This window comes from Micromonospora sp. NPDC000442 (assembly GCF_042898635.1).
Taxonomy (GTDB): Bacteria; Actinomycetota; Actinomycetes; order Mycobacteriales; family Micromonosporaceae; genus Micromonospora.
Genome location: NZ_JBIAYZ010000003.1, coordinates 342,417 through 361,205 on the forward strand (window position 1 = coordinate 342,417; position 18,789 = coordinate 361,205).

18 protein-coding genes and 2 pseudogenes are annotated in these 18,789 nt (G+C 69.6%); 12 read left to right on the top strand and 8 right to left on the bottom strand.

The genetic code is table 11. The features are described 5' to 3' along the window. Nucleotides 1-11: 11 nt before the first annotated feature. From ACFY2A_RS06510 to rny, 8 genes and pseudogenes are all read left to right on the top strand, one after another. Nucleotides 12-1,412, top strand: a complete 1,401-nt coding sequence (locus tag ACFY2A_RS06510) for an MFS transporter (protein ID WP_387169255.1) — start codon at nucleotides 12-14, stop codon at nucleotides 1,410-1,412. A gap of 4 nt (nucleotides 1,413-1,416) precedes the next feature. Further along, on the top strand, nucleotides 1,417-1,617 hold the full coding sequence (locus ACFY2A_RS06515) for a DUF3046 domain-containing protein (RefSeq protein ID WP_269739281.1): 201 nt from the start codon (nucleotides 1,417-1,419) through the stop codon (nucleotides 1,615-1,617). Nucleotides 1,618-1,802: 185 nt separating this feature from the next. Beyond that, a pseudogene (recA, locus tag ACFY2A_RS06520) lies at nucleotides 1,803-2,654 on the top strand (recombinase RecA); the annotation flags it as partial. A gap of 39 nt (nucleotides 2,655-2,693) precedes the next feature. Beyond that, a pseudogene (locus tag ACFY2A_RS06525) lies at nucleotides 2,694-3,269 on the top strand (LAGLIDADG endonuclease); the annotation flags it as partial. Nucleotides 3,270-3,440: 171 nt separating this feature from the next. Beyond that, complete coding sequence (locus ACFY2A_RS06530) at nucleotides 3,441-3,941, top strand: hypothetical protein (RefSeq protein WP_269742610.1); 501 nt, start codon at nucleotides 3,441-3,443, stop codon at nucleotides 3,939-3,941. 9 nt (nucleotides 3,942-3,950) lie between these two features. Next, complete coding sequence (locus ACFY2A_RS06535; protein ID WP_387169258.1) at nucleotides 3,951-4,736, top strand: regulatory protein RecX; 786 nt, start codon at nucleotides 3,951-3,953, stop codon at nucleotides 4,734-4,736. Nucleotides 4,737-5,394: 658 nt separating this feature from the next. Next, nucleotides 5,395-5,520 (top strand): hypothetical protein, encoded by a 126-nt coding sequence (locus ACFY2A_RS06540; RefSeq protein ID WP_387169261.1) that lies wholly within the window; start codon nucleotides 5,395-5,397, stop codon nucleotides 5,518-5,520. Beyond that, nucleotides 5,517-7,283 carry a ribonuclease Y gene (rny, locus tag ACFY2A_RS06545; RefSeq protein WP_387169264.1) on the top strand — a complete coding sequence of 589 codons (1,767 nt, stop codon included), beginning with the start codon at nucleotides 5,517-5,519 and terminating at the stop codon, nucleotides 7,281-7,283. The genes ACFY2A_RS06540 and rny overlap by 4 nt, the downstream gene beginning before the upstream one ends. Nucleotides 7,284-7,341: 58 nt before the next feature. Here rny and ACFY2A_RS06550 read toward each other — a convergent pair whose 3' ends face one another. From ACFY2A_RS06550 to ACFY2A_RS06565, 4 genes are read right to left on the bottom strand one after another with little or no spacing between them, the layout of a single operon-like run. After that, nucleotides 7,342-8,325 carry an amino acid ABC transporter permease gene (locus ACFY2A_RS06550; RefSeq protein WP_387169267.1) on the bottom strand — a complete coding sequence of 328 codons (984 nt, stop codon included), beginning with the start codon at nucleotides 8,323-8,325 and terminating at the stop codon, nucleotides 7,342-7,344. Then, nucleotides 8,322-9,029, bottom strand: a complete 708-nt coding sequence (locus ACFY2A_RS06555) for an amino acid ABC transporter permease (RefSeq protein ID WP_387169270.1) — start codon at nucleotides 9,027-9,029, stop codon at nucleotides 8,322-8,324. Before ACFY2A_RS06555 ends, ACFY2A_RS06550 begins: the two co-directional genes overlap by 4 nt. Before the next feature lie 36 nt (nucleotides 9,030-9,065). Continuing rightward, nucleotides 9,066-9,944, bottom strand: coding sequence for a glutamate ABC transporter substrate-binding protein (locus ACFY2A_RS06560; RefSeq protein WP_387169273.1), 879 nt, complete (start codon nucleotides 9,942-9,944; stop codon nucleotides 9,066-9,068). 58 nt (nucleotides 9,945-10,002) lie between these two features. Continuing rightward, complete coding sequence (locus ACFY2A_RS06565; protein ID WP_387169276.1) at nucleotides 10,003-10,749, bottom strand: amino acid ABC transporter ATP-binding protein; 747 nt, start codon at nucleotides 10,747-10,749, stop codon at nucleotides 10,003-10,005. A gap of 188 nt (nucleotides 10,750-10,937) precedes the next feature. Between ACFY2A_RS06565 and selD the strand changes: the two genes are divergently transcribed. Both selD and ACFY2A_RS06575 read left to right on the top strand, forming a co-directional pair. Then, on the top strand, nucleotides 10,938-11,927 hold the full coding sequence (gene selD / locus ACFY2A_RS06570) for a selenide, water dikinase SelD (RefSeq protein ID WP_387169280.1): 990 nt from the start codon (nucleotides 10,938-10,940) through the stop codon (nucleotides 11,925-11,927). A gap of 217 nt (nucleotides 11,928-12,144) precedes the next feature. Beyond that, nucleotides 12,145-12,624 (top strand): hypothetical protein, encoded by a 480-nt coding sequence (locus ACFY2A_RS06575; RefSeq protein WP_093410236.1) that lies wholly within the window; start codon nucleotides 12,145-12,147, stop codon nucleotides 12,622-12,624. Between the two features lie 76 nt (nucleotides 12,625-12,700). Here the strand turns inward: ACFY2A_RS06575 and ACFY2A_RS06580 are convergent, their stop codons facing one another. Continuing rightward, the gene (locus tag ACFY2A_RS06580; protein WP_204011077.1) at nucleotides 12,701-12,937 is read right to left on the bottom strand and encodes a DUF2277 domain-containing protein; all 237 of its coding nucleotides are present in this window, start codon (nucleotides 12,935-12,937) and stop codon (nucleotides 12,701-12,703) included. A gap of 53 nt (nucleotides 12,938-12,990) precedes the next feature. Here ACFY2A_RS06580 and miaB point away from each other — a divergent pair, with 53 nt between their 5' ends. Continuing rightward, on the top strand, nucleotides 12,991-14,496 hold the full coding sequence (gene miaB, locus ACFY2A_RS06585) for a tRNA (N6-isopentenyl adenosine(37)-C2)-methylthiotransferase MiaB (RefSeq protein WP_363917232.1): 1,506 nt from the start codon (nucleotides 12,991-12,993) through the stop codon (nucleotides 14,494-14,496). 80 nt (nucleotides 14,497-14,576) lie between these two features. On the opposite strand, the gene ACFY2A_RS06590 is transcribed toward miaB, so the two are convergent. Then, complete coding sequence (locus ACFY2A_RS06590) at nucleotides 14,577-15,332, bottom strand: GntR family transcriptional regulator (protein WP_387169286.1); 756 nt, start codon at nucleotides 15,330-15,332, stop codon at nucleotides 14,577-14,579. A 398-nt stretch (nucleotides 15,333-15,730) separates the two neighbouring features. On the opposite strand from ACFY2A_RS06590, the gene ACFY2A_RS06595 reads away from it, so the two are divergent. Continuing rightward, nucleotides 15,731-16,882 carry a helix-turn-helix domain-containing protein gene (locus ACFY2A_RS06595; protein WP_387169289.1) on the top strand — a complete coding sequence of 384 codons (1,152 nt, stop codon included), beginning with the start codon at nucleotides 15,731-15,733 and terminating at the stop codon, nucleotides 16,880-16,882. Here ACFY2A_RS06595 and ACFY2A_RS06600 read toward each other — a convergent pair. Further along, on the bottom strand, nucleotides 16,873-17,055 hold the full coding sequence (locus ACFY2A_RS06600) for a hypothetical protein (RefSeq protein WP_387169292.1): 183 nt from the start codon (nucleotides 17,053-17,055) through the stop codon (nucleotides 16,873-16,875). The two genes, ACFY2A_RS06595 and ACFY2A_RS06600, sit on opposite strands and share 10 nt — an antisense overlap. 99 nt (nucleotides 17,056-17,154) lie before the next feature. Further along, nucleotides 17,155-18,597: an RICIN domain-containing protein gene (locus tag ACFY2A_RS06605; protein WP_387169295.1), complete on the bottom strand. Its 1,443-nt coding sequence runs from the start codon at nucleotides 18,595-18,597 to the stop codon at nucleotides 17,155-17,157. Nucleotides 18,598-18,789 lie beyond the last annotated feature (192 nt).

The following is an 18,789-nucleotide window of genomic DNA, read 5'->3' on the forward strand; positions in this document are numbered from 1 at the left end:
GGAGCCTCCCGTTGGCCACTGACCTGACCACACCGGCGTACCCGGATGTCGCGCCCATCCAGCGGCGCACCCTGCGGCTGCTCTTCACCACCCAGGTCGTCGGCGGCATCGGGGTGACCATCGGCATCGCCGTCGGCGCCCTGCTCGCCGCCGAGATCGCCGGCACCGCCGTGGCCGGCCTGGCGCAGAGCGCCGCCGTGATCGGTGCCGCCCTGCTCGCCGTACCGGTCACCCGGATCATCACCGGGTACGGCCGCCGCCCCGGCCTGGCCTTCGCGTACGTGATCGGGGCGCTGGGCGGGGCACTGGTCGTGCTCGCCGCGGCGACCAGGTCGGTCCCGCTGCTCTTCCTCGGCATGCTCCTCTTCGGCGGCGGCTCCGCCGCCAACCTCCAGGCCCGCTACGCCGCGGTCGACCTCGCCGAACCGGACCGGCGCGCCCGGCAACTGTCGCTGATCGTCTGGGCCACCACCATCGGCGCGGTGGCCGCCCCGAACTTCGCCGCCCTTGCCGACCGCACCACCAGCGGCTGGGGGCTGCCGGCGCTGTCCGGCCCGTTCGCGTTCAGCGCCGTCGCGTTCGTGCTCGCCGCCGGCGTACTGCTGCTGTGGTTGCGGCCCGACCCGCTGCTCACCGCGCGCCGGCTCGCGGCGGCCCGCGCCGGCGAGTCCGAGCCGATCCCGTCTGGTCCACCACCGATCCCGGCCGAGGCGACCCCGGCCGCGTCCGCGCTCGCCCCGGCCGGCACGGTTCCGGCGGCGGCCGAGCCCGTCGCGGCACCGGCACCGCCGGCCCGGCGCGGCGTGGGCATGCGCGCCGCCTGGTCGGTGGTACGCGCCCGACCGGCCGCCCGACTCGGCGTGGCCGCCGTGGCCGTGGGCCACCTGGTGATGGTGGCGGTGATGGCGATGACCCCGGTGCACCTGCGGGAGTACTACGCCGTCGACGAGGTGCTGCCGGTGGTCGGGCTGGTGCTGAGCCTGCACATCGCCGGCATGTACGCACTGGCACCGGTGGTCGGTTGGCTCGCCGACCGGTTCGGCCGGCGCCCGGTCATCCTCGGTGGCATCGGGACGCTGCTGGCCGCCTGCGCGGTCGCCGGTACCGCCGGGCACCACACGCCCCGGCTCACCGTCGGGCTCATCCTGCTCGGGCTCGGCTGGTCGGCGACCATGGTGGCCGGTTCCACCCTGCTGTCGGAGTCGGTACCGGACGAGGTGCGCCCCAGCGCCCAGGGGCTGTCCGACCTGCTCATGGGGCTTGCCGGAGCGTTGGCCGGAGCGCTGAGCGGGTTTGTCATGCAACTTGCGGGCTATCCGGTGCTGACCCTGCTCGCCGCAGTCGCGGTGGCGCCCCTGCTGGCGCTAGCGTTGCGTCCGGTGCCGGTGGGTGCACCGGACAGGAAGGACTGATCACGTGCGGCTGACCGACTTCTGGGCGCGCCTGGCCGAGGCGTTCGGGCCGGCGTACGCGGCCAGCATCGCCAGCGACCAGGTGTTGTCGGAACTCGGCGGGCGAACCATCGAGCAGGCCCTCAAGGCCGGCGTGGAGACGCACGTGGTGTGGCGCGCCGTGGTCGCCGCCTATCCGGACCGGGTACCCACCCGGCTACGCTGAGCAGTCGATTCGTTACTTCCGCGTGTCTCTTGCCGAGTCGTACACCTGTTCGGCTATTGTCCACAGCGGGGTGCTCGTCCACAGGCCACGGCCAGTCGGCTGGTTTTCTGTCGGACCCAGCGCCTAGCGTGTCCCGCGTGACGCGAAGCTCAGGAAAGACGCCGGCGAAGGCAGGGGTGGCAACGATGGCGGCAGGACCTGACCGGGAGAAGGCGCTCGACCTTGCTCTCGCTCAGATCGACAAGCAATTCGGCAAGGGCTCGGTGATGCGGCTGGGGGAGCGACCGGTCATCCAGACCTCGGTCATTCCGACCGGTTCCATCGCGCTCGACGTGGCGCTCGGCGTGGGTGGTCTGCCTCGCGGCCGGGTCGTCGAGGTGTACGGCCCGGAGAGCAGCGGTAAGACCACGGTCGCCCTGCACGCGGTGGCCAACGCCCAGCGGGCCGGCGGCATCGCCGCCTTCATCGACGCCGAGCACGCGCTCGATCCGGAGTACGCCAAGGCCCTCGGCGTCGACACCGACGCCCTGCTGGTCTCCCAGCCGGACACCGGCGAGCAGGCGCTGGAGATCGTGGACATGCTGGTCCGCTCCGGCGCGATCGACATCATCGTGATCGACTCGGTCGCCGCGCTGGTGCCGCGCGCCGAGATCGAGGGCGAGATGGGCGACAGCCACGTGGGTCTCCAGGCCCGGCTGATGAGCCAGGCGCTGCGGAAGATCACCGGCGTGCTCAACAACACCGGCACCACCGCGATCTTCATCAACCAGCTCCGCGAGAAGATCGGCGTCATGTTCGGATGCATGTCGTACTCGACCCGGGTCACCCTGGCCGACGGCACGCAGGAGAAGATCGGCAAGATCGTCAACCAGCGGATGGATGTCGAGGTCCTCTCCTACAACCCGGACACCGACCGGGTGGAGCCGAAGCGGATCACCAACTGGTTCAACAACGGGCCGGCGGAGCAGTTCCTCCAGTTCACCGTCGCCAAGTCGGGTGGCAACGGGCGGGCGCAGTTCGCCGCCACCGCCAACCACCTGGTACGCACTCCGGGCGGCTGGCGGGAGGCGGGCGAGTTGATCGCCGGTGACCGGGTGATGCTCGCCGAGTCACGCCGTCTCAGCGAGCAGCAGTGGCAGGTCGTGCTCGGTTCGCTGATGGGCGATGGTGCCCTGTCGCCGAACCGCCAGGATCGCTCCGGTGTCCGCTTCCGTCTCGGCCACGGTGCACAGCAGGTGGACTACCTCGACTGGAAGGTCTCGCTGCTGGGCAACATCGGCCACTCCCGGCGTACCGACGCACGGGGAGCGGCTTTCGTCGACTTCACTCCGCTGCCGGAGTTGGACGAGCTGCGCCGCGCGGTCTACCTGGGTGACGGCAAAAAGCACCTCAGCTGGGACTACCTCAAGGCGCTGACTCCTCTGGCGCTCGCAGTGTGGTACATGGATGACGGCTGCTTCACTGTCCGCTCCAAGGGCTTGCAGGAGCGTACGGTGGGCGGCTCCGGCCGGATCGAGATCTGCGTCGAGGCGATGGCGGAGGGCAGCCGGGATCGCCTGGTGGAGCATCTGCGCGACGCGTACGGCATGGACGTGAAGCTGGTCTCCCGGGGGGCCCGGCAGACGGCGTCGATCATCTTCACCACCGAGTCGTCGGCGAGGTTCCAGGAGCTGGTCGCTCCCTACGTGCCGGCGGCGATGGAGGCCAAACTGCTGCCGCGCTTCCGTGGCCAGTGTGCAGTCGAGCCGCAGTTCGTCCCGGCGGAGCTGATGCCGGTGCCCGCCCGGATCGTCGATGTCCGGGTCAAGCCGAAGACCCGCTCGATGAACCGGTTCGACATCGAGGTCGAGGGCAACCACAACTACTTCGTCGACGGCGTCATGGTGCACAACAGCCCTGAGACCACCACTGGTGGGCGGGCGTTGAAGTTCTACGCCTCGGTCCGGCTCGACGTGCGGCGCATCGAGAGCCTGAAGGACGGCACCGACGTGGTCGGTAACCGGACCCGGGTCAAGGTCGTGAAGAACAAGGTTGCGTCCCCGTTCAAGCAGGCCGAGTTCGACATCATGTACGGCAAGGGCATCTCCCGCGAGGGCTCGCTGATCGACGTCGGCGTCGAGCAGTCGATCATTCGCAAGTCCGGTGCCTGGTACACCTACGAGGGCGACCAGTTGGGCCAGGGCAAGGAGAAGGCCCGCGAGTTCCTCCGGGAGAACCCGGACGTGGCCGCCGAGATCGAGAAGAAGATCCTGGAGAAGCTCGGCGTCGGGGTCGGCGCGGGCGACGCCGCCGGTGGCCCGGAGCTGCCGCCGGTCGACTTCTGATCCTGAGTCGTGGCAGGACGACGTGCCCGCTCGGGGCGGGGCTGGGATGCCAGCCCGCCCCGGGCGGGCGACGCCACACCGCGTCCCCGCCGAGGCCGCCGCGCCGCCGGCAACCCCGCCGACCCGGGTGACCCGGCGTCGGCCGGTTCTCCGGATTCGTCGACGTCAGGTGCGCCGGCATGGGGCACCTCCCGGGGCAGGGCCGGTTCCGCCGGACGGGCCGGCGGTTCGGCACGCGGGGAAGCGGCAGCCGCGCCTCGTGACGAGGCCGAGGTGGCCCGGGAGATCTGTCTGCGGCAGCTCGCGGTACGCCCGCGTACCCGCGCCGAATTGGCCACCGCGTTGGCCCGGCGGGGCGTCTCCGAGGAGACCGCCAACCAGGTGCTCGACCGGTACGACGAGGTCGGCATCATCGACGACGCCGCGTTCGCCCGGGCCTGGGTGAGCAGCCGGCACGCCGGCCGGGGGTTGGCCCGCCGGGCACTCGCCAACGAGCTGCGCCAACGCGGCGTGGATGGCGACACGGCCAGTGAGGCGCTGGACGAGCTGGACGACACCACCGAGGCGGAGACCGCCCGCGCCCTGGTGGAGAGGAAACTGCGTACCGCCCGAGGCGAGCCGGACGCGGTGTTCCGGCGGCTGGTCGGCATGCTGGCCCGCAAGGGCTACCCGGCCGGCGTCGCGATCCGGGCGGTGAAGGACGCGATCGCCGCGCAGAGCGCCGAGGCGGCCGAGTTTGCCGAGCAGATCGACGCCGACGCCCTCGTCGACGCCGAGGGCGAGATCGACCGCTGACCGCGCGCTCCCGCTGTCACGCCGTCCGCCAGACGTGACTTCGGTCGGGCCCCCGGGGCTTGGGGCGATGCGTGTGGCGCGGCTGCGACGACCACCTCCGCAACGTGACCAGCCCGGATGAGTCAACCCGGCGTTGGTTGTTCGTCTTTTTTGCCCGCTGGCGTCCGAGTATTCATTGGCGGAGGGTGACGAGTTAACTTCTCTCCGTCCGGGTGGTTTGATCATCCGTTCTTGACCGGAGCCCGGTTGAGACCTAGCCTCGCCATAAAGGCTCACATTGCCCGACCAAGCGCAGGCTAAGCGCACAACATAGATCCCGTAACAGAACAGCATCACTTTGGCCGGCACGATCGGCCGCGTACGTCAGCTCCGGACAGGCCGGTCCGGGCTCACGTGACAGTGCACCCGGCCCGCCGACGGCCGTCAGGGACGTCGGCGGAGGAAGCCAACCCACGGCCATGCGCTCCGGTCGGGCGTCCAGAGTCGCAGGAGCGTGCCCACCCGGCAGGCTGTTGCGGCGCGACGGTTCAGGGGAGGCGCGCCATGGCGAGGCGGCACAGGTTCACCGGAGTCCCGGCATGAGCGAGCGGAGCGGGTCGACCTTGAGGCTTCGTTCGGCGCTGCCCGCCAGGGGCACGCAGCGGAACGGAGTGCCGGCATGAGCGCGGGGGCAGGCGCTCCCGGTGCGGCGGAGTCCGGGGCCAGCGACGACGGTGAGCAGAGTTCCGGTCCACCTGCCGTCGCGTTGGTGGTCGGCGACGGGCCGGACGGAGCTGACCGATGAGCGCCTTCGATGTCGTGATCCTGACTGCCGTGTTGGTGTTGACCCTCGTGGTACTCGGCGCGGTCCTGTTCGGGGTGCGGCTGATGCGGGGTCTGCTGACGCGTCCGGCACCGGAGGATCCCGCGTACGTCGCGGAGAAGGACCGGCAGGAGCAGTCGCTGGCCGCGCTGCGCACCGCCGCTGACGAAGTCAACAGCACCATCGACGTGGCGAAGTCCGCGGCGGCGGCGGCGCGCGCCGAGGCGGCGGCGGCCAAGGCCGAGGCGAAGGCCGCTCGGGCGGAGGCGCGTCGGGTGCTCGACGACGCCCGCGCCGAGGCGGACACGGTGCTGGAACGGGCGCACAAGCAGGCCGAGGCGGACGCCGAGCAGTTGCGCACGGCAGCCCGGCGCAGCGGTGAGCGGGAGGTGGCGGTGCTGGCCGCGACCACCCGGGAGCAGGCCGCCGAGGTGGAGCGGCGGGCGACCCGGATGGACGAGCGGGAGCGGCTGCACACCGAGGAGGTGGAGCGGCTCGCGGAGCGGGAGCGCCAGCTTACGGCGGCCAACGCCGCGCTGGCGGCCCGCGAGGCGGCGCTGGCCGAGCGGGAGGTCGAGCTCGCCGAGGTGGAGAACCAGCGGCGACGTGAGTTGGAGCGGGTCGCCGGTTTGACCGCCGACGCCGCGCGGGCCGAGTTGGTCGAGGCGATCGAGGGGCAGGCCAAGCGGGAGGCCGCGCTGCTGGTCCGGGACATCGAGTCCGACGCGAGGTCGACTGCCGAGCAGCGGGCCCGGCACATCGTGGTCGACGCCATCCAGCGGGTGGCCAGTGAGCAGACCGCCGAGAGTGTGGTCAGTGTGCTGCACCTGCCGGGCGACGAGATGAAGGGTCGGATCATCGGTCGGGAGGGCCGTAACATCCGGGCCTTCGAGTCGGTCACCGGGGTCAACCTGATCATCGACGACACTCCCGAGGCGGTGTTGCTGTCCTGCTTCGATCCGGTACGCCGGGAGGTCGGCCGGTTGACGCTGGAGAAGCTGGTGTTGGACGGCCGGATCCATCCGCACCGCATCGAGGAGGTGCACGAGCTGGCCCGGCAGGAGGTGGATCAGCTCTGCCACCGGGCCGCCGAGGACGCTCTGGTGGAGGTCGGCATCACCGAGATCCACCCGGAGCTGGTCACCCTGCTGGGCCGGTTGCGCTACCGCACGTCGTACGGGCAGAACGTGCTCAAGCACCTGGTGGAGACGGCGCACATCGCCGGGGTGATGGCGGCCGAGCTGCGGTTGGACGTACCGTTGATCAAGCGGTCGGCGTTCCTGCACGACATCGGCAAGGCGCTCACGCACGAGGTGGAGGGCAGCCACGCCATCATCGGCGCGGACGTGGCCCGTAAGTTCGGCGAGAGCGAGGACGTGGTGCACGCCATCGAGGCGCACCACAACGAGGTGCCGCCGCAGACCGTGGAGGCGGTGCTCACCCAGGCGTCCGACGCCTGTTCCGGTGGTCGGCCGGGGGCCCGGCGGGAGAGCCTGGAGGCGTACGTCAAGCGGCTGGAACGCATCGAGGAGATCGCCGCCGGCAAGGTCGGGGTGGAGAAGGTCTTCGCCATGCAGGCGGGTCGGGAGATCCGGGTGATGGTCAAGCCCGACGACGTCGACGACATCGGCGCGGCGGTGCTGGCCCGGGACGTGGCCAAGCAGGTCGAGGAGGAGCTGACCTATCCGGGTCAGATCCGGGTGACCGTGGTCCGCGAGTCCCGGGTCACCGAGATCGCCCGCTGAGCGGACAGGAGGCCGGCCCGGAAGTTACCGGGCCGGCCTTCTTTACCTCTGTCGGGCCTTAGCTTCCGCCGTAACCGCCGCCGCCGGCACCCTCGGCCTGCGCCGTGAGCGCGGCCGGCGGCGGGTTCTGGGCCGGTGTCCCGGCGGTCTTGCGGCCGCGGGAAAGCCGGTGCTGGACGTACTGGGCCAGCTTGGACAGCGAGTAGTTGACCAGGATGAACAGCAGCCCGATGACGACGTACACCTGGATTGGGTTGTCCAGCACGCCGATGATCTGCTTGCCGATGTTGAGGGTCTCCTCGTAGCTGATGATGAAGCCGAGCGAGGTGTCCTTGAGCACCACCACGAGCTGGCTGATCAGGGCCGGCAGCATGATCCGGAATGCCTGCGGCAGCAGGATCAGGTGGGTGGTCTGCAACGGCGAGAGACCGATTGCGCCGGCAGCCTCGGCCTGCCCGCTGGGCAGGCCCTCCATGCCCGAGCGGAGGATCTCGGCGATCACCACGGAGTTGTAGATGGTGAGGCCGATGACCAGGTACCACAGCGTGTCGAAGGAGATGCCGAACTCGGGGAAGCCGCGAGCCACGAAGAAGATCGTGATGACCACCGGCAGCCCTCGGAACACTTCGACGCAGATCCGGGTGATCGCGGAGAGCACGGCGGTGAGCCCGCGTGCCAGATACGACAGCGGGGTGGCGAGACCGGTGAACCGGCGGCGGCCCAGGTGCTTGAGCTGGATCCTCAGCACGGCCAGCAGGGTGCCGACCACGAGCGAGGAGATGATGGCCAGCGCCGCAGCGGTCAGCGTGTTGCGGAACCCGTAGCCGATCTTGTCCCACACCTGGGAGAAGTACTCGTTCGAGGGGTCGATCAGCGGACCCCACAGCTCCATCGAGAACTGGCCCTTGTCTTCAAGCGGGCGGTAGACCATAAAGTACGCGCCGGCGATCAGGACGAACGTGGCGGCGATGCTGCTGATCAACGTGATCCGGCGTTGGCGGGGCCCGGGTACGTCGTAGAGAACGCTGCCTTGCTGGTTCATCGGGCCACCGCCTGTCGCTTCTCGATGCGGTCCAGCAGCGCGCCGAGCGGGACTGTCATGATCAGGTATCCGATCGAGATGCCGATGGCAACCGGTACGAAGGCATGACCCTCGGCCGAGGTGAGCTGGTCGGCGGTCTGTGAGAGGTCGCCCACCACGCCGAAGAAGCCGACCAGTGCGGAGTTCTTGATCATCGCGATGATCACGGAACCCAGCGGTACCACGGATGCCTTCCAGGATTGTGGCAACACCACGTAGCGCAGGTTCTGGCCGAACGTGAGTCCGAGTGAACGGGCGGCCTCCGCCTGCCCGGCGGGGACGGCGTTCACCCCCGAACGCAACGCCTCACAGACGAAGGCGGCGGTGTAGAGGACCAGGGCGATCAGCGCGAACCGGAAGTACGGCAGGTCGGTGCCGAGCCGGCTGAAGATCAGGTCAAGGCCGGGGATGCGGAGGAAGTCCGCGTTGGAGCCGAGGGCCGGCAGGCCGAACGCGGCGAAGAACATCACCACGGTCAGCGGCAGGTTTCGGAAGATGTTGACGTAGCCGGTGCCGACGGCGCGCAGCGGCGGCACCGGCGAGATCCTCAGTACCGCCACGACGGCACCCAGGATCAGGGCGCCGATCGCAGCGAGGAGGCAGATCTGGAGGGTGAGCCAGAACCCGCCCGCGAAAACGTCGAACTTGTCGATGAGCACATTCACGGGTCGGACTTCCTCCCCACCCTCCAGATCGGTGACTCAGTAGCGGTTGACGGCCGGTGCCTCGCCCAGTTCGGCACCGAACTTACCGGCGGTGTCGTCCCAGGCCTTCTTCCAGCTGCCGTCGGAGTACGCCGTCTCAAGCGTGTCGTTGATGAAGTCGCGGAAGGCGGTGTCGTCCTTCTTGACGCCGATGCCGTACGGCTCCTTGGTGAAGTTGTCACCGGCGAGCTGGAACGACTCCTCGTCCTTGGCGATGAAGCCGAGCAGGATCACGTTGTCCGTGGTGACGGCGTCGACCTGGCCGCCCTTGAGGGCGTCGCGGCACTTGTCGTAGGTGTCGAAGAGCACCAGCTGGGAGCCGACGTCCTTGACGTACTTCTTGATTTCCTCCGCCGGGGTGGAGCCGGTGACGGAGCAGACCTTCTTGGCGCCGTCCTTGAACGAGTCCGGTCCGGTGATGCTGGTGTCGCCCTTCTTCACCATGATGTTCTGCCCGGCCTCGTAGTACGGCCCGGCGAAGGCGATCCGCTCCTTGCGCGCGTCGTTGATCGTGTAGGTGGCCACGACCATGTCGACGGTGTCGTTGACGATCACGTCCTCGCGGACCTTCGAGGGGGTCTCCACCCACTCGATCTTGCTCTCGGGGATGCCGAGTTCCTTGACGATGATCTTTGCGACCTCGACGTCGAAGCCTTCCGGGCTGTCGGAGAGCCCCTTCTGGCCGAAACCGGGCTGGTCGAACTTCGTGCCGACCTTGATGGCCTGCGCCTTGTTCAGCCGCTCCATGGTGCTGCCGGCGGCGAAGGACTTGTCGCCGGCACCGGTGTCGTCCCCAGCGTCGTCTCCGCCGCAGGCGGTCACGCCGAGCGCGAGGGTCGCGGCTGCCGCGAGCGCCGCAATGCGCGTGATACGCATACTCATCTCCTTCTTCGTCGGAGCACGCCACGGAACGGCGGGCTCCTCATCGGGTCAGCTAGTGGGTGAGGATTTTGGAGAGGAAGTCTCGGGCCCGCTCGCTGCGGGGGTTGGCGAAGAACTCGGTCGGGGGAGCGTCCTCGACCAGTTGTCCGTCCGCCATGAAGATGACCCGGTTTGCCGCGTGCCGCGCGAAGCCCATCTCGTGGGTGACCACGACCATGGTCATGCCGTCGCTCGCGAGGGAGGTCATCACGTCCAGCACCTCGCCGACCATCTCCGGGTCCAGCGCGCTGGTGGGCTCGTCGAAGAGCATCGCCTTGGGCTGCATGGCCAGCGCGCGGGCGATCGCGGCGCGCTGCTGCTGGCCGCCGGAGAGCTGGGCCGGGTACTTGTCGGCCTGGTTGGCGATGCCGACCCGGTCGAGCAGGGCCAGACCCCGCTCGCGGGCCGCCGCCGGCTTCTCCTTGCGGACCTTGACCGGGCCGAGGGTGACGTTCTCCAGGATCGTCTTGTGCGCGAAGAGGTTGAACGACTGGAACACCATGCCGACCTCGCTGCGCAGCTTGGCCAGGGCCTTGCCCTCGGCCGGCAGCGCCTGCCCGTCGAAGGTGATGGTGCCGGAGTTGATCGGCTCCAGCCGGTTGATGGTGCGGCACAGGGTCGACTTGCCGGAGCCGGACGGGCCGATCACCACGACCACCTCGCCCCGCCCCACCGACAGCGAGACGTCGTCCAGTACGTGCAACGGCCCGAACCATTTGTTGACCGAGTCCAGCACGATGAGCGGTTCGCCCGTCGCCACGTCGTCTGTCCTCCTCGTCGCTGTCGGGAGTCGGTCGACCCCCGGTAGCGGCCACTGTAGGCGGGGTGAAGTGGCGGAACACAACCCAGATGGTCACGGAGCGGTAACACCCTGGATGATCCGACTGCGGCGTCCGAATTTGACCCGCCCGGCTGGTGTCCCGCCCGGGTGACGGAGATCATGAGGGGATGACCGAGCCTGTGCGGCTGACCCGGTACGCCCGTGGCGGCGGGTGCGCTTGCAAGATCCCGCCCGGTGAGCTGGAGGCGATGGTCGCCGATCTCGGGCCCGCCGCCGGCACCGCCGAGCTGCTGGTCGGGCTCGACCATGGCGACGACGCCGCGGTGGTCCGGCTGGACGAGCGCACCGGCCTGGTCACCACTGCGGACTTCTTCACGCCGGTGGTCGACGACGCGTACGACTGGGGTCGGATCGCCGCCACGAACGCCCTGTCCGACGTGTACGCGATGGGCGGCACTCCGCTTGTCGCGCTCAACCTGCTCTGCTGGCCGCGCGAGGTGCTGCCGCTGGACCTGGCCCGGGAGGTGCTGCGGGGCGGCCTGGACGTGGCCCGGGCGGCCGGCTGCCACCTGGCCGGCGGGCACAGCGTCGACGACGACGGCCCGAAGTACGGTCTGGCCGTCACCGGGCTGGTCCGGCCGGAAGAGTTGATCACCTTGGACGCCGGGCGGGCCGGGTTGCCGCTGTCGCTTACCAAACCGCTCGGCGTCGGGGTGCTCAACACGCGCCACAAGAGCACCGGCGAGAGTTTCCCGGCGGCGGTGGCGGCGATGACCACGCTGAACCGGGACGCCGCGCGGGCGGCGGTGGCGGCGGGCGTGCGTTGCGGCACCGACGTGACCGGGTTCGGTCTGCTCGGCCACGCCTCGAAGCTGGCCCGGGCGAGCCGGGTCACGGTGGCGATCGACACCGCCCGGGTGCCGTACCTGGCCGGTGCCCGCGAGGCGGTCCGCGACGGGTACGTCAGCGGTGGTTCCCGCCGCAACCTGGAGTGGGTGACCCCGTGGACGTACTTCGGTGCGGCGACCGAGGAGGACCGGCTGTTGCTGGCCGACGCGCAGACCTCCGGCGGGCTGCTGATCGCCGGGGAGATACCGGGCGCTCCCGTGATCGGTGAGCTGCTGCCCCCCGGCGAACACCGGATCGTCCTGCGCTGAACGCGGGTTTTCGGTACGCGTGCCGCTGCGTGGGAACGCGCACCATACCCGATAAACTGTCATCTTCCCGCTACCTGGAGCGATGAAGCTCGGGGAAATTTGGGCCAGAATGGTCACAGACCGGTAACTTGCCCACGGCTGGGGGCAAATGCCCCCCACCATCGTCGGTAAGGCCCGATCCGGAGGCCGGTGGGGACGAGCACAGCGAGGAGACGGCATGACCGAGCTGTGGAACTGGAGAATCGACCAGGTACGACCGGTGGAGGTCTACCCGGCGCTGGCCGACGCGCTCGGTCGGGTGGTGATGCCACTGGCGGTGGCGGATCCGCTGCGACTGCCGACGTACGCCGTGGTCTGCGACGTCTGGCAGGCACCGGGGGAGTTCGCCACGATCGTGGACTGCTACGGCGTGCCGGACGAGCTGCCCGAACTGCCCAGCATCGCGGCGCTGGCCCGGCTGCTGGGCCGCAACTGCCTACTGCGGGACGACACGCTCGACGACACCCGGCACCTGCTGGTGGCCCCGGACGGCAGCATCCGCCCGGTCCACTTCGACGTGCGGGAGACCGACGACGGCGAGGTGCTCAGCGACCGCCGCCTGTGCACCGAGGCGGACCCGCGGTGCCGGGGCTGGTCGCGCTGCCACCGCTCCCGCTGGGCGCCCGACTCGGTCAACCCGGCCCTGGCCGCCGCCTGACGACCGGCCGGCGACTGGCCGACACCGTCTGGCTGCCGCCGTCACCGATTGCAGCAGGTCCGGCAGTCGCGGCGACTCAGTTGCCGGCCGGGGCGGCCGGCCGGGTGCCGCCGCGTACCACCAGCTCGTCGAGCAGGGTGCGGGTGGCGGCGGCGATCGTGGCCACCGCCGCGTCGAACGCCTCGGCGTTGTGGGCCGCTGGCGCCCGGAAGCCCGAGATCTTTCGGACGTACTGCAACGCCGCGGCCCGCACGTCCGCGTCGGTGACCTCCGGGGTGTACGGCTCACGCAGGGTCTTGATGCTGCGGCACATGGCTTCTCCTCGTTTGCGTCCGATTCCTCGGACCCGGCTACGCTGTGCACGTCATGACTACCGCAGCGGCGGGCGGCCCGCGCACCTACCAGGTGCGCACCTACGGCTGCCAGATGAACGTGCACGACTCCGAGCGCATTTCCGGCCTGCTGGAGCAGGCGGGGTACGTCCGCGCGGGCGAGGCCGAGGACACCCCCGACGTGGTGGTGTTCAACACCTGCGCGGTCCGCGAGAACGCGGACAACCGACTGTACGGCAACCTCGGTCACCTGCGTCCGGTCAAGAACCGGCACCCGGGGATGCAGATCGCCGTCGGTGGCTGCCTGGCTCAGAAGGACCGGGGCGACATCGTCCGCCGGGCACCCTGGGTCGACGTGGTCTTCGGCACCCACAACATCGGCTCGCTGCCGGTGCTGCTGGAACGTGCCCGGCACAACGCCGCCGCCGAAGTGGAGATCCTCGAAGCCCTCGACGTCTTCCCGTCGACGCTGCCGACCCGCCGCGAGTCGACGTACGCCGGCTGGGTGTCGATCTCGGTGGGCTGCAACAACACCTGCACCTTCTGCATCGTGCCGTCGCTGCGCGGCCGGGAGAAGGACCGCCGCCCCGGCGACATCCTCAGCGAGGTGCGGGCGCTTGTCGACGAGGGCGTGCTTGAGGTGACCCTGCTCGGGCAGAACGTCAACTCCTACGGCGTCGAGTTCGGTGACCGGTACGCCTTCGGCAAGCTGCTGCGGGCCTGCGGCGAGATCGACGGTCTGGAGCGGGTCCGGTTCACCAGCCCACACCCGAAGGACTTCACCGACGACGTGATCGCGGCGATGGCCGAGACACCCAACGTCTGCCCCTCGCTGCACATGCCGTTGCAGTCCGGCTCCGACGACGTGCTGCGCGCGATGCGCCGGTCGTACCGGTCGGAGAAGTACCTCGGGATCATCGAGAAGGTCCGCGCGGCGATGCCCGACGCGGCGATCACCACCGACATCATCGTCGGCTTCCCCGGCGAGACCGAGGCGGACTTCGAGCGCACCCTGGACGTGGTCCGGGCGGCGAGGTTCTCCTCCGCGTTCACGTTCCAGTACTCGAAGCGCCCCGGCACCCCGGCCGCGAGCATGGACGGTCAGCTGCCCAAGCAGGTCGTGCAGGAGCGGTACGAGCGGTTGATCGCCTGCGTCGAGGAGATCACCTGGGCGGAGAACAAGAAGCTGGTCGGCGAGACGGTCGAGGTGCTTGTCGCCGTCGGCGAGGGCCGCAAGGACGAGCGGACCGGCCGGATGTCCGGCCGGGCCCGCGACGGCCGCCTGGTGCACTTCGCGACGGGCCCGGTCGAGGCGGGTGCGATCCGTCCCGGCGACATCGTGCAGACCACGGTCACCTACGCGGCACCGCACCACCTCAACGCCGACGGTGCGCCGCTGTCGCACCGGCGGACCCGGGCCGGCGACGCGGCCGAGGCGGGTCGCTCACCGCGTACCCCCGGAGTGCTGTTGGGGCTGCCCACGCTCGGCGCCCCGGCTGCGGCGCCCGCGCCGACGACCGGCTGCGCCGTCTCGCCCTGAGCTAGGTCGGCCTTTCTCCAGGCGGAGTACATGAAGCGTCGGTCGTCGGATCGCAGCAATCCGGCGGGCGACCTCGTGTGTCAGGGCAAGTCGGTCACCTCTTCTGGCGACCAGGGGTCGATGGGTATCTCGTAGACGAGGCGGTATCGGTCGCCGGGGAAGACGATGTCGGCGGTCTCGACTGCGGTCGGCCCGGCGTAGTAGGTGCGTTCGATCGCGATGACCCATCGACCGCCGCGCTGATCGAGGTCGAGGGCAGTGATCTCCGCAGGCGTTGCCGGCCGCGCGGCCACTTCTTCGATGAACCGGTCGATGGTCACGCCGATGAAGTCCATCCGGGCGACGACGCCGATGATCGGCCCCTGCTCGGGGTGCTCGACCTGGGTGCCGCCGGTGACGGCGATCGGCTCGTACGAGTCGGCAAGCTGGATGGGATCGCCGTTCGCCAGGTACCGATACCTGGTGTGCATCACCGTGTCGCCAGGCCGGATGCCGAGTCGTTCCGCGATGTGCGGCGTCGCGGGGATCTTCTCGCTCTCCGACTCCCAGGTCGGTTGCCTCCCAGCCGCTTCGCTGTCTCGCGCGAATGGCGATGTACTGCCGAGGCGCTTGCGCATGTCTCGAGAGTGGGCGCGACGCACGAGCTGACTCCGGTCGCGTACGTAATTGCCGGAGCCGCGTCGACCCTCGATGAGCCCTTCGCTGCGCAGCAGGGTGAGGGCGTGTTTGACGATCGTGGTGGAGTAGCCCCACCGCTGTTGTAGTTCCTTCTCGGTGGGGAGCTTCTCACCCGGAGCCAGTTCACCAGAGAGGATCCGCGAGCGCAGGTCGTCCACGACGCGCTGGTAGTTCGGCGGTTCCTTGTTGGTCATCGACAGCCTTTCCGGGTTGGTGCAGGTGTTCGCGTCAAGTCGACCATGCTCCCAGGGCCGTAGCAACGAGGGCACCATCGCGACCCGAGCATAGTTCGTGCACTTAGATTCTTCACAACGTGAAGTTAGTGCGATAACTTTGGTTGGCGAAGACAGGAGAAAGCCCTCACCCGGTCATCCGACCAAGATGCTCCGGTGCGAAGGCTTGCCAGAACCCCGAAGGGATCTGCGGTGGTGATGATGGTGCTCAGTGGATTGCTGCTGGGATTCCTGGCCGGGCTGTTCGCGTTTCGGGTGAAGTCGCGGTGGTGTCCACGCTGCGGGGCGTCCACTCACGCCATGCCGCCGGTTCAGGGGGACCAATGAATCGTCCCCACCGCCGCGACCACAACTCCGTACCCATCGGGCGGCGGGTGGCCGAGCTGCGGGCCCGCCGGGGCATGAGCCAACAGACGTTCGCCGACCGGCTCGGCAAGTCGAAAAGCTGGGTCGACAAGATCGAACGAGGCGTACGCCGACTCGACCGCTACTCGGTCATCCGGGAGATCGCCGACGTGCTCCGCCTCGACCCGGACCTGCTCCTCGGTCCCCGCCAACCCCCACCCACCGCACCCAGCCTGGACGGGGTCGACGGGGTTCGTGCCGCCCTCGCCCGCTACCACGACGGACCCCAGCGCACCGTCGCGGCGCAGCAGGCCAGCAGGCAGGTCGCGTACTCCTGGATGGCCTACCAGCACGCCCGCTACCCGCAACTCCTCGACGCCCTACCCGCCCTGCTCGACGCCACCCGCGGCACCCGGAGCCTGCTGGTATCCACCTACCGGATCACCGCCGGCGTCCTGATCAAACTCGACCACCCTCACCTCGCCTGGCTCGCCGCCGATCGGGCCGTCACCACCGCCACCGGTGGTCCCACCCTCGCCGCCACCGCCACGATCGCCGTCGCGCAAGCCCTGCGTGCCCTCGGCCACCACCACCTCGCGCTGTCCACCGCCCTCACCGCGAAGGACACCGCAGACGACCCTGGAGTGCGCGGAACCCTGTACCTCCAGGCCGGGCTCGCCGCCGCCGGCAGCGGCGACCGCCGCAACACCGACGACCTGCTCGACCACGCCGCCGCCCTCGCCGACCGACACACCAGCGACAGCGACCCGCACCACACCGGCTTCGGGCCCGCCGCTGTCCAGGTGGCCCGCTTCCTCGCCGCCCACCACCTCGGCGACACCACCGAGGCCCTCCACCGCCACATGCACGCGATCCGCAACGACGGCTGGCGACGCCTACCCCCCGAACACCGCGCCGCCCACCTCGTCGACGCGGCCCGCGCCTACCTCGACACCGGCGACCCCGCGCAGGCTGGGCAAGCCCTGCTGCACGCCGACCGCATCGCCCCCGCCGAAGTCCGCAGCCGCCCTGCCGCCCGTACCCTCCTCGCCCAGGTCATCCAACGCGGACCCGCAACGGCCGATGTCGCGCGCCTGGCCACCATCGTCGGTCTGACCCGTCAACCCTGACCCACAACACCGGCCGACATCAGAGATGGCGCGGAAGCGATCGACGTCGCGACCGTGATCACCCGTAGTGCGGTGGTCATCTTCGCCCAGAGCCGCCGGGAGCTGTTGTGCTCGAACAACACCAGCGCGAGTACGAGTAGATCGCTACCCGTGTCAAACACCTTGTTGATCATGAGGTTAGCGGCAGTTTTCGATCTCTATCAAGCCGCTAACCTCATGATCAACACATCTCAGGCGAGCCCGGAAGGAGTGCAGGCCCCCTGAGCTTGCGGTCAGACCGAGATTCGACCGGCGCCCGCGCCGCCCGTCACGATCGACTTGACGTTGCTCGGGGTGTCCAGGGTGTACGAGTACGGGATGCCGGCGACGCTGCCGCCGGTCTGCCCGCTGCCGGAGTTGACGAAGTGGTTGTTGCGGGCCACCAGGGAGCCCGGGCCGGAGCTGCCCTCACCCAGGTGGTACGGGTCGGGGGTGTTCTCGAAGTAGTTGCCCTCGACAAGCACGCCGGCGTTCATCGTGGACGCCACGCCGTAGCCGCGTACGTTGCTGTAGTAGTTGTTGTAGACGTGCACCGGGTTGCCGAAGCGGACCCGGGGGTGCCGCTGGTTGCTGCCGTCGAACCAGTTGTGGTGGTACGACACCCGCAGATGGCCGACGTCCTGGCCGGCGTTGCTGTCGCTGTGCCCGAGCAGCATCGACTTGTCGTGGCCGTAGACCCGGTTCCAGGACACGGTGATGAAGTCCGAACCGCGCTTGATGTCGACCGCACCGTCGTACCCGGCGGTGAAGCTGTTGTGGTCGATCCAGATGTTGGTGGCGGACTCCTGGACGTTGATCGCGTCGTCGTCCCAGTTCCGGAAGGTCAGGTTCCGGATGATGACGTTACGGTCGCCGTTGATGTTGAAGCCGCAGCCGGCGATGGTGGCTCCGGAGTTGCCGAGGATGGTCTTGTTGGACCGGACCCGGAGCATCCCCGAGCAGTTGATGGTGCCGGAGACCCGGATCACCGCCGCGCTGCTGGAGTTGAGCGCGCTGGTCAACGCCGAGGCGCTGGTGACGGTGGTGGTGCCGGCGTTGCCGCCGCCGGTGGTGCCGCCGTTCTGGGTGGCCCAGCCGACCAGCCCGGTCTGCGGCGTGGTGGGCGGGTTGGTTGGTGGGGGAGTGGTGCCGCCGCTCAGCCGCACCAGCTGCCACCGCTGGTTGGCACCGTCCAGGTCGGCGTACTGGGAGATCATCGCACCGTCGGCCGTGGACCACCCCCAGAGGTCGAGGGCCTTGTTGCTGTGCCGGTTGATGAACCGCACGTCGCCGTTGGCGGAGTCCGCGAGCCGCCAGTGCTGCTTGGTGTCGCTGCTCGCCGTGACCTGGGTGATCTGCACCCCGTCGTTGGAGTTGGGCACCGTGACGACCTTGCCGGAGTGCCGGTTGCGCAGCTGGTAGTAGCCGCTGCCCACATCGACGAACTGGAACTGCTGGTTGTTGCCGTCGAGGCGGCTGAACTGCCGGATCTCGCCGCCGTCGGCGGTGGACCAGTTCCAGAGGTCCATGGCCTTGCCGCTGTGGCGGTTGACGAACACGTAGTAGGCGCCGGTGTCGACGGTCGCCGCGGCGGCCGGGGTGATGGTCACCGCGACGGCGGCGGCGGGCACCGCGACGGCTGTCGCGGCCAGCACCGCCAACCGTCGCGTCAGGCGAGGCTTGACGTCTGCAAGCACGGTCGTTCTCCTCATCCTCGATAAATGGGACGGTTCGGGTGACGCGTCGGCGCACCGGGGGACCGGCGTTCAGAACCGGCCCGGACCGGTCCGTGACGTGGGCGGCCACGGCGGCTGAGGGGTGGCGTGGGCCGTGGCGGACGCCCGGATGCGTCATCCGGTGCGGTCGGCAGGGGGTGCGCCCCGGCGGTG

Bases quoted from the DNA above. Each gene is read 5' to 3' on its own strand.
- miaB (WP_363917232.1), top strand. From the start codon at position 12,991: ATGACTACCGCAGCGGCGGGCGGCCCGCGCACCTACCAGGTGCGCACC.
- ACFY2A_RS06580 (WP_204011077.1), bottom strand. From the start codon at position 12,937: ATGTGCCGCAGCATCAAGACCCTGCGTGAGCCGTACACCCCGGAGGTC.
- ACFY2A_RS06575 (WP_093410236.1), top strand. From the start codon at position 12,145: ATGACCGAGCTGTGGAACTGGAGAATCGACCAGGTACGACCGGTGGAG.
- selD (WP_387169280.1), top strand. From the start codon at position 10,938: ATGACCGAGCCTGTGCGGCTGACCCGGTACGCCCGTGGCGGCGGGTGC.
- ACFY2A_RS06540 (WP_387169261.1), top strand. From the start codon at position 5,395: ATGAGCGCGGGGGCAGGCGCTCCCGGTGCGGCGGAGTCCGGGGCCAGC.
- ACFY2A_RS06530 (WP_269742610.1), top strand. From the start codon at position 3,441: ATGAACCGGTTCGACATCGAGGTCGAGGGCAACCACAACTACTTCGTC.
- ACFY2A_RS06560 (WP_387169273.1), bottom strand. From the start codon at position 9,944: ATGCGTATCACGCGCATTGCGGCGCTCGCGGCAGCCGCGACCCTCGCG.
- rny (WP_387169264.1), top strand. From the start codon at position 5,517: ATGAGCGCCTTCGATGTCGTGATCCTGACTGCCGTGTTGGTGTTGACC.
- ACFY2A_RS06550 (WP_387169267.1), bottom strand. From the start codon at position 8,325: ATGAACCAGCAAGGCAGCGTTCTCTACGACGTACCCGGGCCCCGCCAA.
- ACFY2A_RS06595 (WP_387169289.1), top strand. From the start codon at position 15,731: ATGAATCGTCCCCACCGCCGCGACCACAACTCCGTACCCATCGGGCGG.
- ACFY2A_RS06600 (WP_387169292.1), bottom strand. From the start codon at position 17,055: ATGATCAACAAGGTGTTTGACACGGGTAGCGATCTACTCGTACTCGCG.